Genomic DNA, 16,113 nt, shown 5'->3' with positions numbered 1-16,113 from the left:
CGCTTTTCAGCCATGCGGGCAGAGGCAAGTCACTGCTCGCTCGATGTTTGCGCAAGGACATTCCCATGGAACAGACAATGGCGATGCGCGCCACTCACCAGCGTGGTGAGCAGCCGCGCTGGCCGCTAACCACAGCTCAGGCAGGCATCTGGTTTGCCCAGCATAAATATCCACAGAGCCCCGCCTGCAATACCGGCGAGTACTGGCTGCTGGAGGGGGCGCTGGCTCCCCATCACTTCACCCGCGCGGTGCGCCAGACCATCGACGAGATCCCCGGTCTGCACTGCGCCTTTGTGGCCACTGCCGATGGCCCGCAGATGGTGGCCAATCCCGCCTGCTGGCAGCTGAGCGAGCGGGATCTGCGCAGCGAAGCCGACCCGCTTGCAGCCGCGCAGGCCGAGATGCGTGCGCAGCTGGCCGTTCCCTTCAATCTGGCCGGGGGGCCGCTGTTTGCCACTACCCTCTATCGCCTTGGCGAGGGGTTGTGGGCCTGGTTTATCGCCGTGCACCATATCGCCATCGACGGCTTTGGCCTGAGCCTGCTCTGCCAGCGAGTAGCGAGCTGGTATGAGGCGCTCTGCGCAGGTGAGCAGCCAGCCCCCTGCCGTTATGCGACCCAGCAGGAGTTGCTGGCCGAGGAGGCGGCCTATCAGGACTCACCGCGCGCCGCGCGGGATCGCGATTTCTTCTTGCAGCAGCTGGCCGGGGTGGAGAACCCGGCGTCGCTCTCCCGACGTCCGGCGCAAGGGCCGGGTTCCACATATCGTCTTGAGCAGCGGCTGGCTGGCCGCCAGTGGCAGGCATTGGTGGCGCGGGCGACTCGCTCGGCCTGCCACCCCTACAGCCTGCTGCTGGCGGCGGTGGCCAGCTATGTGCAGCGGATGAGCGGCGCTGGCGAGGTGGTGCTGGGTATTCCGCTGATGGGGCGGCTGGGCTCAGCGGCGGCCGATACCCCCTGCATGAAGGTCAATGTGGTGCCCCTGCCCATCGAGCTGAGCGGCACCAGCCAGGTAGGGGAGTTGCTGGTACAGGTCGAGCGGCAATTTGCCGCCCTGCGCCGTCATCAGGGCTGCCGTCAGGAGTGGTTGCAACAGCGCCAGCCGGGCCAGCCGCTGTTTGGTCCTCAGGTCAATTTGATGCCCTTTGCCCGTACCCTCAGCGTTGGTGAAGGGCACAACCAGGTTCGTGGCGAGGTGCAGGTGCTGGCGGCGGGGCCGGTGGAGGAGTGCGCCTTCTACTTTGCCGAGGAGGCTGGCGCGATGACCCTGACCCTAGAAGCACATCAGGGGCGCTTCAGCCAACAGGAGAGTGAACGTCATCTGGCCCGGCTGGTAGCTTATCTGGCGGCCTGGAGTGAGGCGGGTGACGAGGCCCTGGCAGTGCGTTTGCCGCTGCTGCTGCCCTGCGAGCAGGCTGAGCTGGCGCGCTGGAACCAAACCGACCATCCGTTGCCGACCACCACCCTGAGTGCACTGCTGGCCGGGGGGCTGGCGGCCGCGGATCAGAGTGCCATCGCGCTGGAGTGTGGCGCCGAACGCTGGAGTGTGGCCGAGCTGCGCCAGCGTACCCGCCAGCTGGCCTGCTATCTGGCGGGGAGGGGCGTGGGCCCCGGTTGCCAGGTGGCTGTGGTGATCCCGCGCTCTCCCGAGCTTATTCTCGCCCAGCAGGCCATCATGTCGGTGGGGGCCGTCTATGTACCCGTTGATCCGGACTATCCGGCGGAGCGGATCGGCTACATTCTCGCCAGCAGCGACCCTGCGCTGGTGCTGACCAGTCGCACCTTGAGTATGCCGCTCGATGTGGCCGCGCCACTTGTCTGCCTCGATGCCCCCGGTGTGGCAGAGCAGCTGGCGACGATAGACGTGGCGGCGATAGCACCTTGTGAGCTGCCAGCCCCCAGGCCGGAAGATGCGGCCTACATCATTTACACATCAGGTTCGACCGGTCGGCCCAAAGGGGTGGTGGTGAGCCATGGCGCCATCGTCAACCGGCTGCTCTGGATGCAGCACATGTATCCCATCGGCCCGGCGGATCGGGTGCTGCAAAAGACCCCGGCCGGTTTCGATGTCTCCATCTGGGAGTTTTTCTGGCCCTTTATGACCGGGGCGCGGCTGGTGCTCGCCAAACCGGGCGGCCACAAGGATCCCGCCTACCTTGCCGAGCTGATTGAGCAGGCCGGGATCACCACCTTGCACTTTGTCCCCTCCATGCTGCAGGTCTTTGTCACTCAGGCCGAGCCTGCGCGTTGCCGCGCCCTGCGGCAGGTCTTCTGCTCCGGTGAGGCGCTGCCCGCGGATCTAGTGCAGCGCTGGTATGGGGTATTTTCAGCCCCCCTGCACAACCTCTATGGCCCGACCGAGGCGGCGGTGGATGTCACCTGGTATCCCTGCCGGGCAGACGAGGCGGTGACCAGCGTGCCCATCGGCTATCCGGTCTGGAATACCAGCATCCACATTCTCGACCCCTGGTTGCAGCCGGTGCCCCCCGGTGTGGCGGGGGAGCTCTGGATCGGCGGCGTACAGGTGGCGGAGGGCTACTTTGGCCAGCCCGAGCTCACCGCCGAGCGCTTTATTGCCAACCCCTTCGGGGCGGGACGGCTCTATCGCAGTGGCGATCTGGCCGCCTGGCGCGAGGATGGCGCCATCGAGTATCTGGGGCGCCTCGATTTTCAGGTGAAGATCCGTGGTCAACGCATCGAACTGGAGGAGATCGAGCAGGTGCTGCTGCGCCATCCCCGGGTGGCGCAGGCGGTGGTGCTGGCCCCCGAATTTTCCCCCGGCGATCGCCGTCTGGTGGCCTATGTGGTGGCCGCAGATAGCAGCGAGTTGACGCTGGCCGAGTTGGTACCCACCCTTGGCGCTGCCTTGCCTGACTACATGGTGCCGGGGCTCCTGGTAAACCTGGCTGAGCTGCCGCTTACCCCCAATGGCAAGCTGGATCGCAAGGGGTTGCCTCTGCCCGATATGGCGTCGGCAGTGGGTCAGTCGCTGCCGAAAACCCTGCTGGAGGAGCGGCTCTGTCGCCTCTTCGCCGAGGTTCTGGGGCTGGCGCGGGTCGGCGCCGACGATAACTTCTTTGCCCTCGGTGGCCACTCCCTGCTGGCGGCGCAGCTGGTGGTGCGTATTGAGGAATCAATCGGACAGGATCTCACTCTGGCCAGCCTGTTCGAAGCGCCGAGCCCCGCCCAGCTTGCGCGCCGTCTTGGCGGCGAGCGGGAGGCGATGCCCATGCTGTTGCCCCTGCGGGCGCCCGGTTCGCAGTCCGGCGTATCAGGCCCCACCCTCTTTTGCGTCCATCCCGCAGGGGGGCTCGGCTGGTGTTATGCGCCACTGGTGCCCCATCTGCCGGCCGACATGGCGGTCTATGCCCTGCAGGCGCGGGCGCTCTGTCAGCCGGATGCCCCGCAGCCTGCCAGCTTCGACGAGCTGGCCCTCGACTATGTGACCGAGCTGCGTCGTCAGCAGAGCGAGGGGCCCTACTGGCTGCTCGGCTGGTCTCTCGGGGGCATGCTGGTGCACCGGATGGCCGCCATGCTGCAAGAGCAGGGACAGGAGGTGGCCATGGTGCTGCTGCTCGACGCCTACCCCTGCCAGCAGTGGCAAACCCAGCCGTTACCCGACGAGCAGCGGATGCTCGATGCATTGCTGCGGATGGGAGGCATTGCGGTTGCGGACGATGCGCTCGACTCCCTCACTCGCGACGACGTGGTGGCCCGACTGGGGGCAGAGGGGAGTGCGCTAGCCATGCTCGACGAGCAGGTGGTGAGCGCCATGATTGAGCTGGTGGGCCACAACAACCGGCTGATCCGTGAGCCGGTCGACTACTGCTACCACGGGGAGGTGATCTTTATCGAGGCGTCAGCCTCCCGCCAGCCCTGGCTGGATGGACGTGGTTGGGAGCCGCTGACAAAAGGCGAAATCCGCTATGAGCGTTTCCCCTGTCTGCATCAGGAGATGGTGCATCCCGACTGGTTGGCGAAGATCGGCGCTTTTATTTGTGAGCGGGTCGATGGGGTCGGGCAACAGCCGCACATCCGGCAGGAAGGGGACGCATGACCCCTGTTGCCGCCATCCGGGAAGCCTTGCAGGCGGGCAAGCTGGTGGGGCTGGGGGAGCCGCACTGGCACCCGGATTTTATCCGGCGCCAACACGCCTGGCTGTGTGATCCGGTGCTCTGGGGAGTCATGACCGATCTGGTGCTGGAGTGCGGCAATCGCCGCCATCAGGGCTTGCTCGATGCCTGGCTGGCGGGGGAGGAAAGCTGGCAGGGGGAGCCGCTGACGCTGGCACGACTCTATCCGGTCTGGCTCGACTCCTGCGCCTTTCCTGCCTGGATGGCCCCCGAGTTTCCTGCTCTCTTCACCACTCTGCGCCAGAGCAATCTGGTGCGCCCTGAACATGTGCGGCTGCGGGTGCATCTCTGCGAGCCCTTATTCGAGTGGCAGGAGATGAGCCCGGAGCTGTGGCAGCAGCACAACAGGGGGCGGGATCAGGCGCTGGCCGACTATCTTCTTGCACTTCCCGCCCGCGGCGTGGTGGTGCTGGCGGGGGCGCGTCATCTGCTCAAAGTCGCAGGAGATCCCCACTTTGCGCAGCCGACGCTGGGCCAGTTGCTGGAGGCAGCACGGCCGGGTTGGCTACAGGTGCTTCACCCCTGGCCAATGGCTGATGAGAAGGGAGATGAGAAAGAGGAGCGGGTGTGCGAGTTGGCCGATATCACAACTGCTGACCTCTATCCTCACTGGCCGGTGCATCCGCCGCTGGAGACCCTCATCGATCGGTTGGTGCGCGTGGCTGACCGGGGACGGGAGATGCGAATTTGCCCCACCTTGCAGGCCGAGCCCTGGCGCAGCCGCTTGTTGAGTCGCGCTCAATTGCTGCCAGTTGGCATGGCCCGCCAGCTACAACAGTGGCTGGCGTAACTGCTGGTTGGAGTAACCACTGACAGAAGTAACAGTTAACTGAAACAACTCAATGGGGGAGCCAGGCACCCCTTTTCAATATTTGGCATCCTGCATTCAGCGCTGCAAAGTTGCACCATTTACGGCATACCTTGCCACTCATCGCCGAAAATTCAACTCCTTCGCTACTTTAAAGAAGTTTCTACTGGTCTTACCTGAGTAAATCTCTTTGCTTTTTATTTAACAAGGTATTTACATCTAGGTGTCACCAGCATCGGTGACGCTCACAACGGCAAGGAGCCAGTTATGACCCATGTCGACATCCCTTTCCTTCGTTACCTCGATGCGGAAGGGTGCCCGGTCGCCACCTTACCGACCTGGCTGGACAAGGCGATACTGCACACCTTCTACCGCAATATGGTGATGGTGCGCAGCTATGACAAAAAAGCGATTGCGCTGCAACGAACCGGCAAACTCGGTACTTTTCCCTCCCATCTCGGCGCAGAAGCCGTGGGGATTGGCATTGGTCTCGCCATGCAGCCGCAGGATGTCTACGTTCCCTACTATCGGGACATGCCCACCCTCTATGTGCGGGGCGTGCCGATGGAGAAAAACCTGCAATATTGGGGTGGTGACGAGCGGGGCAGTTATTTTCTCAAACCCGATGGGACTCCCTCAGAAGATCTCCCCATCTGCGTCCCCATCGCTACCCAGATCACCCACGCCTGCGGTATTGCCTCAGCCTTCAAACTGCGTAATCAACCGCGTGTCGCCGTAGTCACTATCGGCGACGGTGGCACCTCCAAGGGGGATTTTCTGGAGGGGCTGAACTGCGCCGGTGTCTGGCACCTGCCGATGGTCATCATCGTCAACAACAACCAGTGGGCCATCTCGGTGCCACGCAAGCTGCAATCGAGCGCTCCTACGCTGGCCCAAAAGGGGATTGGTGCAGGGGTGCGCAGCCTGCAGGTGGATGGCAACGATGTGGTGGCGGTCTACGATGCCGCCCGCAGTGCCGTCGAACGGGCTCGCAGCGGCAAGGGGCCGACCCTGATCGAGGCGGTCAGTTATCGCCTCGGCGATCACACCACGGCCGACGATGCCACTCGATATCGCGATGGGGCCGAGGTCGAGGCCGCCTGGGCGAAAGAGCCGGTCAAGCGGCTGCGCCAGTTTATGCACAGCCAGGGCTGGTGGGATGAAGAACAGGAGCAGAGCCTGCTGGCGGAGGCTACCCGAGAGGTCGAACAGGCTGTCGCCCGTTATGAGGCGATGGCGCCCCAGCCGCCGGAGGCGATGCTCGATTATCACTACGCCAGCCTGCCCGCCGAACTCTTGCCCCAGCGCGAGCGAGTGATTGCCAAGGGGATGAAGCAGGAGGTTGGCCATGAGTGAGATCAGTTTGCTGGAAGCGGTCAACATGGCTCTTCACTACGAGATGGAGCACGACCCGGATGTGGTGGTACTGGGCGAGGATGTGGGGGTCAACGGCGGGGTGTTTCGCGCCACCGTGGGCCTGCGCGACAAGTTCGGTTTCAAGCGGGTGATCGACACGCCGCTGGCCGAGGGGCTGATCGCCGGGGTGGCGGTCGGCATGGCCACCCAGGGGCTCAAGCCGGTGGCTGAGTTCCAGTTTCAGGGCTTCATCTTCCCCGGGATGGAGCAGATCATCTGTCAGGCGGCGCGGATGCGAAACCGCACCCGTGGCCGCCTCTCCTGTCCCCTCGTCTATCGCTCCCCGTATGGCGCGGGCATTCATTCGCCTGAACATCACAGCGAGAGCGTCGAGGCGCTGTTTGCCCATATTCCGGGGCTACGGGTGGTGATCCCCTCCAGCCCGAGGCGCGCTTATGGTTTGCTGCTCTCGGCCATCCGCGATCCGGATCCCGTGATGTTTTTCGAACCGGATCGCATCTATCGCTCGATGAAATCCGAGGTGGTGGATGATGGTGTCGGCTTGCCGCTGGACGTCTGTTTCACCCTGCGCCCGGGCCGGGATATCACAGTAGTGGCCTGGGGAGCCTGCATTCAGGAGGTGATGCGGGCGGCGAACCTGTTGGCCGAGCAGGATATCCAGTGCGAGGTGCTGGATCTGGCCACCATCAAGCCGCTGGATATGGAGACCATCCTCACCTCGGTGCGCAAGACCGGCCGCTTGCTGGTGGTACACGAAGCGTGTGGCAGCTTCGGGGCCGGGGCCGAAATTGTGGCGCGGGTGACCGAGCAGGCACTTCCCAGCCTCAAGGCGCCACCCAAACGGTTGACCGGGGTGGATGCCGCCGTCCCCTACTATCGCAACGAGGCGTATTACCTCATCACCGAGCAGGATATCGCCGATGCCGCTCACCAGCTGATGGAGAACCAGTGGCTATGAAATTTTTCAAATTACCGGATCTGGGTGAAGGGTTGGCCGAAGCCGAGATCGTCGAGTGGAAGGTGAGTGCCGGTGATACCGTCGCGGTCGATCAGGTGCTCTTGTCGGTGGAAACGGCCAAGGCGCTGGTGGATGTGCCCTCTCCGGTGGCCGGGGTGATTGCCCGTCTCTGCGGCGCCGAAGGGGATATCCTCCATATCGGTGCGCCGCTGGTGGAGTTCGAGGGGGGGAGGATGATGGCACTGTGGTGGGCAAGGTGAGCGCCCATCAGCAACATATCGAGGATCACTTCGTGGTGGGGGCCATTGCCCCGGGGGGATCGCTGGTGCAAGCCATGCCTGCCGTGCGCCTGCTGGCGCAGAAGCTGGGTCTGGAAATCGACCGGCTCAAGGGAAGTGGCAGCGGCGGCATGGTGACTGAGCTGGATGTGCAGCAGGCATTCGAGGCCCAGCAGAGCAGTGGCAACGAATTCCTCAAAGGGTCACGGCGGGCCATGGCCAAGGCGATGGAGCTCTCTCATCAGACTGTGGTGCCGGTCAGCATCACCGATGAGGTGGATTTGCGTCACTGGCGGCCTGATGAGGATGTGACGGTGCGCCTTATCAAGGCCATTGGCGTGGCGTGCCGCGCCGAGCCCTCGATGAATGCCTGGTTTGATGGCGACACCCTGTCACGGCGGCTGTTCAAAGAGGTCAATGTGGCCATCGCGGTGGATTCAAAGCATGGCCTCTATGTGCCGGTGATGGAGAACGTGGCCGAGCGGGAGGGGGCTGATATCCGGCAGGGGCTGGATCGGATGATCGCCGATGTGAAGGCACGCGCCGTGCCGCGCGAGATGTTGCAGGGGGCGACCATTACGCTCACCAACTTCGGTGCCATCGCAGGCCGTTATGCCAGCCCTATCGTCACGCCGCCGCAGGTAGCCATCATAGGAGCAGGCAAACTGTTCGAAAAAGTGGTGTTCATACATGGTGAAGCGCGTCCCGTCAGGGCATTGCCGCTGTCGATGACATTTGACCACAGAGCCTGCACCGGCGGCGAGGCGGCTCGTTTTCTCAGAGCGCTGGTCGAAGCGTTGGAAGCGGCCACCTTATAACGGATTGTGCCCTGCCGTTGGCAGGGCACAAATTTGTTTGCGTAATCTACAAAGCCACGTATAATCCAAACCAGCTTGAAAGGGCGATAGTTATGTCAATGAATACGATGTTTCACATCTTGTCCTGTTGTTCATAAGTTAATCCCGTTTTTTGAGCTTTACCCGCTGAAAAGCATAAGTAATTATTTTGAATACAGGTTTAAAAGATATGTCTAACATGATCACCGGTACCGTTAAGTTTTTCAACGAAACCAAAGGTTTTGGCTTCATCCAGCAAGAAAACGGCCCGGACGTTTTCGTTCACTTCAGCGCCATTCAAGGTAACGGTTTCCGTACCCTGGCTGAAGGTCAGCGCGTACAGTTCTCTGTGACCCAAGGTCAGAAAGGCCCGCAGGCTGAGAACGTAACCGCTCTGTAATTCTTACAGAATTTAAGAAAGCCGTGGTACCTCTGGTGCCACGGCTTTTTGTTTATCTGGCTTCTGCTACTGACTCCCATGTGCTGAATCATGCTGCTATCGCTCCTGCTTGCTGCCACCTTGAATTCGACGTCCGATGCGCCGGTACCGGTTCAATCCGCGATGGAAGCGCAGGTGATCTGCCAGCAATTTGTCCAGGTCCGGGTGGGCGCGGCGCTGCAACCCGATGAGGTAAATGCGCGACTGGTACCTGAAAGGGAGGGGGAGTGGCTGGTGGATGGCAAAGTAAAAGGACCCGAAGGTCCTTTGCTGTTTGCCTGTCATCTTCACCAAGGGGAGCGCTGGGAGCTACTCAACTTTTCACTCTGGGCACCACAGCCGCTCAAAGCGGTTTGAGTGCGACCAGCAGATGTTGCAGGTGTTCAACCATGGTCATGCCAAACGGGGTGAGATAGCCGCCATCTTCTGCGCTGATGAGCCCCTGTTGATGCAGACGGGCTGCCGCCTGGCACAACTCTTCAGACATATCGCTGCGTAATTTAATCCCCAGGCTCATGTTGGCCGGATCAAAGCATGCCAGTATTTTCAAATCGTTCACGAATTCGTTAGAAACCTGGTCGATCCCAATCATGGATTTACTCCTTACGCTAAAGATGTATGCAAACTAGCATCCTCAGATCCACTTTAGTGGGCGCTGGCTCAAATTATTGACCTTTGACTGGATGCTGCGTTTCAAATGCTGTTTTTTTCGGCGTAATCAGATGGTTGGCTGACAGCTTCGCCAAGGGCCGAGCCGGACCAAACGTGGTAGGATAGGGCACTTCTTTATATCGGACGGTCTATTGGTGGCTGTTCGCCCTGTTCAAGGTATCGCTCATGGTCAAGATCACTCTGGTATCCCTGCTGCATTCACTTTGTACCCGCTTTCCGGTTTACCCCGCTGCTTCGTTGACGTCCCTGCTGGATGTCCATCAGGGCGAGGTGTGGTTGCCTGCACGCAAGGGGGCCGACATTGCACTGTTGCGCAAGCATGCCAAGGGGGCTCATGAGCTGGCGTCACTCGATGCGGGCTGGTGTGATTTTGCCGCCAGCGACAGCGGTGATACGCCAGAGCTGGATGCACTGGCCAACTACGACAGCGAGATGATGGATAACCTGCTGATGTACTGGCACACCGCCGCCAAGATCAACAGCCCGATCACCGATAACCTGTTCGAGCTGCGTCGCGAAGTGGTGGATGAGGCCCACGGTGTCAAACTCGCAGCCGCCTGGGAGCAGCAACAACAGCTGCGTTTTGAGCAGCTGATGGCGATGGCGGCCAATGGCCGGGATCTGCTCTGCTTTGTCGAAGTGGAGTCCGCCTACTGGCTGCGGCAAAAGCTGAGCGAGCAGCCTGATGTGGAGCTGATCACCCCTGCGCTGTAAAAGGGGCAATATGATGGCTGGCGGTCTCGCTATCGAGGAGGCTGCTCTATCCTTATTGGCGTCATTGTCCTCCCCATCCGGTGCCAAGGGGCTGCAAGCTGGACAAGCTGACGACAAGATGTGAACATGGCGCCCTTTATCGAGAGAGAGACTTGGCCAATGAGCTATGAACTGAGCGACACCGAGCGCAATGCCGCGCTGCAACTGAACGCTGATTACCGTTACGATCACTTCATCAGCAAGCTGGTCGAGCATGAAGAGCTGTTCGTCCTGACTGACGAGCATGGCGTCATGATGCTGACCACCGACGATGAAGATTGCATCCCCGTATGGCCGCACCCGGAGTACGCCAAGGCGTGGGCTGAAGGCGAGTGGGCCGATTGCAAGCCGCAGTCCATCACCCTGAAGGTGTGGCTGGAGCGCTGGGTTGACGGTATGGAGCAGGACGAGCTGTGTGTTGCCGTGTTCCCGACCCCGGATCAGGAAGGCATCGTACTGGAGCCGGCTGACGTGGCTGACGCCATTGCCGAGAAGCAGGCCAAACGCGGCTGATCACCGAGCTATTCGCAACACCGGTTGCCAACAAAGACCCCGCTATCTGGCGGGGTCTTTTGTTTTAAGGACTTTTGCCGATGGGCTGATGCAATCAGGGCTGGCGATAAGTGGTGTCGATGATGGGCTCGGCCGGGAAGATCTTGCCACTCTTGATGGCTGCCCTGGTCTCGGATTTTAGCTCTTCATCAATCCATAGCAGACCGCCATAGCTGTAACCGCTGTTGTCGCCACCGAGGGGCCAGTAAAGTTGCTCGCTCTTGGGGGTTGCAGGTACTTTTGGCAGTTTGATCCAGCGCCATGCGCCTTCCCGGGTGTAGGGCACCTGATACGCAGGCACGAAGCTGGCCAGTTCATAGAGCCGCTGCTGGATCTGCCGTGACAGGGCCGCCTTTTTGGCAAAGTCGAACTCCTTGTCATACTGCTCCACCAAGGCTGTGATGGCGTCGTCATCGATGTTCATGATGTTGTTGGTCTGGGGTTTGTTGGCGTTGACCTTGTGGAAGAACTCCCAATAGGCGGGATAGCGGCTGCCCGCCCAGGCCATCCAGGCACTTTGGTGCTTTTTCTCCAGCATCGATTTGAACCCGGCCGAGGCATCCATCAGGTTTAGCTCCAGATTAAGCCCCGCCTTCTTGGCCTCTTCCCGCAACAGCGTGAGCCGCTGGGCATGCTCTGCGGTGGTGTAGGTGATGGCGAGGGTCAGTGACTGCCCCTTGTCGTTTTGCAAAATCCCCTGCGGCCCCACTTTGTTAAAGCCTGCCTTGGCAAAGTATTCCCGCGCCAGTTTGGGATCGAACGGACGGGCCTTGATCTCGCTGTTGGTAAACTCACCCTGACCTGAGCCATAACTGTTGAGTCGCTGGTAATCCCCCCGCAGCAGGGTGGTGAGCATCTTGTCGAGGTTGAGGGCATGCTGGATCCCGAGCCGCATATCGAGATTATTCAGCAGCGGATCGGCGGTGTTGAGATAGAGCCCCATTGGCGATTGCGGGGTCTGGTTGTAGAACCAGGTACGCGCGATATAACCCTTCTCGAACTCGGCGGTTTTGGTCTTGTCGTGCCACCAGTTGGGCATCACCAGCGGGAAGGTGTCGAGATCGCCGCGCAGGAAGTGCTGCCAGGCGATGTTCAGATCCCTGAGCACCTTGATCTCGATCCGTGCAGGATTGAAGCGATGCTGGAAGTAGCGCTCGTCATCCCCCCACCAGTTTTCAATCCTTTTGAAGGTGACCGATTTGCCCTTTTTCACCTGATCGATCTGATAGGGGCCGGTGACCGGCAACACCTTCCAGTTGTACTCCTTGACCCAGTTGGCGGTGAGCTTGATGGCGTGGCTCGGCTCCGGGCTGATGGGCAGTGATTCGAGCAGATCCTGGCGGCTCTTTTCGGTGCCGCTGGTGATGGCCAGGGTGTGATCATCAAACTTGGTAATGTCTGCTATCTGGGTGCTGTAGTAGTTGTTGTACCAGGGGTCGTTGATCTCCTTGCTGCGCATCATCTTGAGGGTAAATAGCCAGTCATCGGCGGTGACCGGCTGGCCGTCTGACCAGCGCGCCTTGGGATTGATGCGAAAATAGAGGGTCTTGTTGTCGGCGCCGAAGGCCCACTCGTTTGCCAGCATCGGCATGGGGTTGCCGGTGACGGGATGAGTGCTCAGCAGTGGCAGGTTGGTTTCCCGCACGTAACCGGCAAAGCCGCCGTTGGAGTCGGGGCCATATTTGCGCAGGGTCAGGGGGAAGCTGGTCATAAAGGTGCGAAAGGTGCCGCCGCGTTTGGCGGCCGGATCGGCATAGAGAGGATCCTGGTTGTTGCTCTCCCACTTCAAGTCGGCGGGCAGCGTGGCACTCCAGCCAAACGGGCTCCAGCACAGGGTCAGGGTGATGGCGGTGGCGCGAATGATAGGGGAGAGTCGGCGCTCCCCGGCGGTGATGGTCGATGGCATGTCCTTGCTCTCCTGAAGTCTGCTTCCTGCAGATCACACACTGGTGATGTCAGTCCCGATGGGGACTGGCTCATCATGGAAATTTTATCCTGTCAGGTCAATGAAATAGCGTGAATTAGCGGGCGGCCTAGGCCGCAACGCAGTGCAGGGTGATCCCCTTGGCCGCGATGGCTGCCCGCATGGGGGCGGGCAGGGCATCGTCGGTAACCAGCACGTTGATCTGGCCCGGCGCGCCAAGCTGGCTCGGGTGGATGGCGCCGAACTTGCTGCTGTCGGTGATGACCACATTGGTCATCCCCTTGGCCAGCACGCTGTTGACCACGTCGGCCCGCATCATGTCGCGGCCGGTGAACCCCATCTCGGGATGAAAACCGTCGACCCCGATAAAGGCCTTGGAGAAGTGCACCTGCTCGATGCAGAGGCGCGTGAGCGGCCCCACCACGCTTTCGCTCTGATGCTGGAACAGCCCGCCGAGCAGCACCACCTGAGCCGGGGTATCTTTGAGCTGATGGGCGATATAGCTGCTGATGGTGATGATGGTGACCCGTTTGTGCAGGGCCAGATGGCGCGCCAGCATGGCGTTGGCGCTGCCCCCTTCGATAAAGACCGTCTCGCCATCTTCCACCAGCTGGGCGGCCCGCTCGGCGAGGCGCTCCTTGAGCAGGTAATTGATGTTCATCCGGGCATCCGGGTCATCGGTTTCCAGCGCCATGGCCGAGCCGTGTACCCGTCTGAGCAGCCCCTGCTTCTCCAGCGCGGTGAGGTCGTTGCGCACCGTCACCTCAGACACGCCGGTATGTCGGGAGAGTTCACTCACGCTCATCTTGCGAGCCTGATGGACCAGAGTGAGGATCAGTTGGTGGCGTGGATTCATGGTGCGCTCACATGCAAGGTGGTGGATAGCGGCAAGCCACCCGTGGGGTGGCTTGCCAATCATATGACGTCACTGGCGCCATGGGTGCGCCCCGTCAGAGACTGTGCTCGGTGCGGGCGATGATATCATCTTGCGCATCCGGGGATAAGGCGGTGAAGAAGGCTGAATAGCCCGCCACCCGTACCACCAGATCCCGGTATTGATCTGGATTGGCTTTGGCTGCCAGCAGGGTCTCGCGCGAGACAATGTTGTACTGCACGTGCCACCCCTTGTGCACCTCGAAGAAGGTGCGCAGCAGGCTCATCAGCTTGGCCTTGTCCCGCTCATTCTCAAGGCTCGCCGGACTCAGCTTCTGGTTGAGCAGCACCCCGCCGAGAATGGCCGCCGTGGGCAGCTTGCCGATGGAGTTGAACACCGCCGTCGGGCCGAGACGATCCGAACCCGAGGAGGGGCTGGCCCCTTCTGCCAGCGGCGTGCGGGCACGGCGACCATCCGGGGTGGCCATGGTGGCGGCACCGAAGGGCACGTTGGCGGAGATGGAGGAGGTGCCCGCATAGTAGGTACCGCCGATGGGGCCGCGGCCGAAGCGGGTGTTGTGCAGTCCCTTGAGCTCGTCGATGTAGCTCTGGTAGGCCTGCACCAGTAGCAGGTCAACCTCGTCCAGATCGTTGCCATATTTGGGGGCGGCGTTGGTGAGGCGCTGGCGCAGCTGCTCCCCCGCCAGTCCGGCAAAATCTTGCTCGAGTGCTTCGGCCAGCTCTTGCTGATCCACAATCCCCTGCTCGAACACCAGTTTCTTCAGGGCTGCCAGGCTGTTGCCGAGGTTGGCGATCCCCACCTGCAGACCGGAGACCCAGTCATAGACGGCGCCCCCCTCCTTGATGGTCTTGCCGCGCTCGATGCAGTCATCTACCAGGGTGCAGCAGAGGATGTCATGGGCTTGGGCTTCCAGCACGCTGTCGACCACGCAGTCGATCTCGATGGATTTGCGGGTGAAGTAGCGCACCTGCTCATCCCAGCGGGCCATCACCTCGTCAAAGTTGCCAAAACTCCCGTCTCGCAGCGACTGGGGCTGGGGCAGGAATACCTTGCCTGTGGTGGCATCGCGGCCGCCATCGAGCGCCGCCAGCAGGATGCGGGCGAAGTTGATAAAGCTCATGCCGGTGCAGCGGTAGCCCCATTTGCCGGGTACGGCGGTCTCGATGCAGCCGATGGCGGCGTAGTGGTGGGCATCCTCCACGCTCACCCCGAGCTTGATGAACTCGGGGATCACCACCTCGTCGTTGTTGAAGGCGGGCATGCCAAAGCCGCAGCGGATCACCTGAATGCAGGCGTCGAGGAAATCCTCACTCATCCCGGCGTGGTAGCGCACCGAGAGGTTGGGCTGGGTGGATCTCAGCTGGCCGCAGGACTCCAGAATCGCGTAGGAGAGGCCGTTGACCCCGTCATGGGCACTGCCATCCCGCCAGTTCTGGCCGCCGATGGTGACGTTTTGATAGAGCGGGCTGCCGGCGGAGGCCTTGGAGTGGGTGCCGGAGCGGATCTTGTTCACCTCCAGCAACTTGAGCCAGCACCCTTGCAGCAGTTCGATGGCGCGCGTCCGAGGCAGGGATTCCGACAATTCCACCTCGCGGCGATACCAGGGGTAGAGGTACTGATCCATCCGGCCAAACGACACCGAGTGACCGTTGGATTCGATCTGCAGGATGAGCTGGATAAAGTAGCAGAGCTGCAGCGCCTGCCAGAAGGTCTCGGGGGGCTGGTGGGCGATGTGGGCGCAGTTGCGCGCAATGGTCTCAAGCTCGTTTCGGCGCTCGGGGCGAGATTCTTGTGCTGCCATATCATGGGCAAGTGCGGCGTAGCGCGAGATGTGAGCGCTGACCGCATCCAGGGTGATGGCGACGGCGTGCAGGAACTGCTCGCGCTGCAGATCGGCCCAATCCGCGAAATCTAGCCGACTGCGGCGCTCGGCCACCTTGGCCTTGAAGCCATCGAGACCCAGCGTGAGCAGCTCCTCATAGTTGACCGCGAGGTGGGCATCCCCCGAGGTCATGTTGCCCTCGGCCTTGATGATGCCGCTCTCCAGCAGCGCTTTCTGCTCGTCGGTAAAGAGGCCGAAGCAGCGATCCTGCACCGTCTGGCCGCGCCAGAAGGGGGTGAGGGCGTGGATGATCGCCTTGTCGGTTTCGCTGACTGCAAAACCGGCGCCGGGACGGTCAGCCAGCTCGTCGATCTCCTTCTCAATCCAGCTCACCGTGTACTCAGGAAACAGTGGCGCCGCCCGTACCTGACTGGCCTGATTGCCAACGATGAGCTCGTCGTGCTTGATCCAGATGGTGCGCGCCTTGAGGTGATGAGCCAGTGCAAGAGCGCGGCGCACCGGCAGCGGCCGGGCGAGATGAGCCCGATAGGCCTCGGTGTAGTGGCGGGCACGCTCGGTGCAGACCGGTGGCTGAACGATGTGGATCAGGCTCTCTTTGTGGGCGCGGATCCGCGGGCTGAGGGTATTGAGGTCGAGCTGGGTCATGA

Annotated in this window: 12 protein-coding genes and 1 pseudogene; 9 read left to right on the top strand and 4 right to left on the bottom strand. The window is 61.5% G+C overall.

Features of this window, described 5'->3' with window-relative positions; translation table 11 throughout:
• Positions 1 to 65 precede the first annotated feature (65 nt).
• The 7 genes and pseudogenes from ACTG27_RS09160 (at position 66) to ACTG27_RS09130 (ending at position 9,184) form a co-directional block, all read left to right on the top strand.
• Positions 66 to 4,055 (top strand): amino acid adenylation domain-containing protein, encoded by a 3,990-nt coding sequence (locus tag ACTG27_RS09160; protein WP_439979530.1) that lies wholly within the window; start codon positions 66 to 68, stop codon positions 4,053 to 4,055.
• Positions 4,052 to 4,921 (top strand): hypothetical protein, encoded by an 870-nt coding sequence (locus ACTG27_RS09155; protein WP_150995962.1) that lies wholly within the window; start codon positions 4,052 to 4,054, stop codon positions 4,919 to 4,921. Before ACTG27_RS09160 ends, ACTG27_RS09155 begins: the two co-directional genes overlap by 4 nt.
• Positions 4,922 to 5,206: 285 nt before the next feature.
• Positions 5,207 to 6,295, top strand: a complete 1,089-nt coding sequence (gene pdhA, locus ACTG27_RS09150) for a pyruvate dehydrogenase (acetyl-transferring) E1 component subunit alpha (RefSeq protein WP_021231078.1) — start codon at positions 5,207 to 5,209, stop codon at positions 6,293 to 6,295.
• Complete coding sequence (locus ACTG27_RS09145; RefSeq protein ID WP_111899683.1) at positions 6,288 to 7,274, top strand: alpha-ketoacid dehydrogenase subunit beta; 987 nt, start codon at positions 6,288 to 6,290, stop codon at positions 7,272 to 7,274. Before pdhA ends, ACTG27_RS09145 begins: the two co-directional genes overlap by 8 nt.
• Positions 7,271 to 8,370: pseudogene (locus ACTG27_RS09140) on the top strand (dihydrolipoamide acetyltransferase family protein). The gene ACTG27_RS09145 and the pseudogene ACTG27_RS09140 overlap by 4 nt, the downstream one beginning before the upstream one ends.
• Positions 8,371 to 8,578: 208 nt before the next feature.
• The gene (locus ACTG27_RS09135) at positions 8,579 to 8,788 is read left to right on the top strand and encodes a cold-shock protein (protein WP_005302803.1); all 210 of its coding nucleotides are present in this window, start codon (positions 8,579 to 8,581) and stop codon (positions 8,786 to 8,788) included.
• A gap of 90 nt (positions 8,789 to 8,878) precedes the next feature.
• The gene (locus ACTG27_RS09130) at positions 8,879 to 9,184 is read left to right on the top strand and encodes a hypothetical protein (protein WP_416244833.1); all 306 of its coding nucleotides are present in this window, start codon (positions 8,879 to 8,881) and stop codon (positions 9,182 to 9,184) included.
• Here the strand turns inward: ACTG27_RS09130 and ACTG27_RS09125 are convergent.
• Positions 9,171 to 9,419 carry a TIGR02647 family protein gene (locus tag ACTG27_RS09125; RefSeq protein WP_005334209.1) on the bottom strand — a complete coding sequence of 83 codons (249 nt, stop codon included), beginning with the start codon at positions 9,417 to 9,419 and terminating at the stop codon, positions 9,171 to 9,173. The two genes, ACTG27_RS09130 and ACTG27_RS09125, sit on opposite strands and share 14 nt — an antisense overlap.
• Before the next feature lie 245 nt (positions 9,420 to 9,664).
• On the opposite strand from ACTG27_RS09125, the gene ACTG27_RS09120 reads away from it, so the two are divergent.
• Together ACTG27_RS09120 and ACTG27_RS09115 are read left to right on the top strand one after the other, a co-directional pair.
• Positions 9,665 to 10,213, top strand: coding sequence for a hypothetical protein (locus ACTG27_RS09120; protein ID WP_439979529.1), 549 nt, complete (start codon positions 9,665 to 9,667; stop codon positions 10,211 to 10,213).
• Positions 10,214 to 10,372: 159 nt separating this feature from the next.
• Positions 10,373 to 10,765: a DUF2750 domain-containing protein gene (locus tag ACTG27_RS09115; protein ID WP_005334204.1), complete on the top strand. Its 393-nt coding sequence runs from the start codon at positions 10,373 to 10,375 to the stop codon at positions 10,763 to 10,765.
• A gap of 94 nt (positions 10,766 to 10,859) precedes the next feature.
• On the opposite strand, the gene ACTG27_RS09110 is transcribed toward ACTG27_RS09115, so the two are convergent.
• The 3 genes from ACTG27_RS09110 to ACTG27_RS09100 form a co-directional block, all read right to left on the bottom strand.
• Entirely contained in the window at positions 10,860 to 12,710 is a 1,851-nt protein-coding gene (locus ACTG27_RS09110; protein ID WP_439979528.1) for an extracellular solute-binding protein, read from the bottom strand.
• 127 nt (positions 12,711 to 12,837) lie between these two features.
• The gene (locus tag ACTG27_RS09105; RefSeq protein WP_439979527.1) at positions 12,838 to 13,584 is read right to left on the bottom strand and encodes a DeoR family transcriptional regulator; all 747 of its coding nucleotides are present in this window, start codon (positions 13,582 to 13,584) and stop codon (positions 12,838 to 12,840) included.
• 94 nt (positions 13,585 to 13,678) lie between these two features.
• Positions 13,679 to 16,111, bottom strand: a complete 2,433-nt coding sequence (locus ACTG27_RS09100; RefSeq protein WP_439979526.1) for a formate C-acetyltransferase/glycerol dehydratase family glycyl radical enzyme — start codon at positions 16,109 to 16,111, stop codon at positions 13,679 to 13,681.
• Between the last annotated feature and the right edge of the window lie 2 nt (positions 16,112 to 16,113).

This window comes from Aeromonas sp. 97A (genome assembly GCF_051919185.1).
GTDB lineage: Bacteria > Pseudomonadota > Gammaproteobacteria > Enterobacterales > Aeromonadaceae > Aeromonas > Aeromonas veronii.
Note: the sequence above shows the minus strand (reverse complement) of the source record. Positions and strands in the feature narration are given on the sequence as shown.

Bases quoted from the DNA above. Each gene is read 5' to 3' on its own strand.
- ACTG27_RS09125 (WP_005334209.1), bottom strand. From the start codon at position 9,419: ATGATTGGGATCGACCAGGTTTCTAACGAATTCGTGAACGATTTGAAA.
- ACTG27_RS09105 (WP_439979527.1), bottom strand. From the start codon at position 13,584: ATGAATCCACGCCACCAACTGATCCTCACTCTGGTCCATCAGGCTCGC.
- ACTG27_RS09160 (WP_439979530.1), top strand. From the start codon at position 66: ATGGAACAGACAATGGCGATGCGCGCCACTCACCAGCGTGGTGAGCAG.
- pdhA (WP_021231078.1), top strand. From the start codon at position 5,207: ATGACCCATGTCGACATCCCTTTCCTTCGTTACCTCGATGCGGAAGGG.
- ACTG27_RS09135 (WP_005302803.1), top strand. From the start codon at position 8,579: ATGTCTAACATGATCACCGGTACCGTTAAGTTTTTCAACGAAACCAAA.
- ACTG27_RS09145 (WP_111899683.1), top strand. From the start codon at position 6,288: ATGAGTGAGATCAGTTTGCTGGAAGCGGTCAACATGGCTCTTCACTAC.
- ACTG27_RS09120 (WP_439979529.1), top strand. From the start codon at position 9,665: ATGGTCAAGATCACTCTGGTATCCCTGCTGCATTCACTTTGTACCCGC.
- ACTG27_RS09100 (WP_439979526.1), bottom strand. From the start codon at position 16,111: ATGACCCAGCTCGACCTCAATACCCTCAGCCCGCGGATCCGCGCCCAC.
- ACTG27_RS09130 (WP_416244833.1), top strand. From the start codon at position 8,879: ATGCTGCTATCGCTCCTGCTTGCTGCCACCTTGAATTCGACGTCCGAT.
- ACTG27_RS09155 (WP_150995962.1), top strand. From the start codon at position 4,052: ATGACCCCTGTTGCCGCCATCCGGGAAGCCTTGCAGGCGGGCAAGCTG.
- ACTG27_RS09110 (WP_439979528.1), bottom strand. From the start codon at position 12,710: ATGCCATCGACCATCACCGCCGGGGAGCGCCGACTCTCCCCTATCATT.
- ACTG27_RS09115 (WP_005334204.1), top strand. From the start codon at position 10,373: ATGAGCTATGAACTGAGCGACACCGAGCGCAATGCCGCGCTGCAACTG.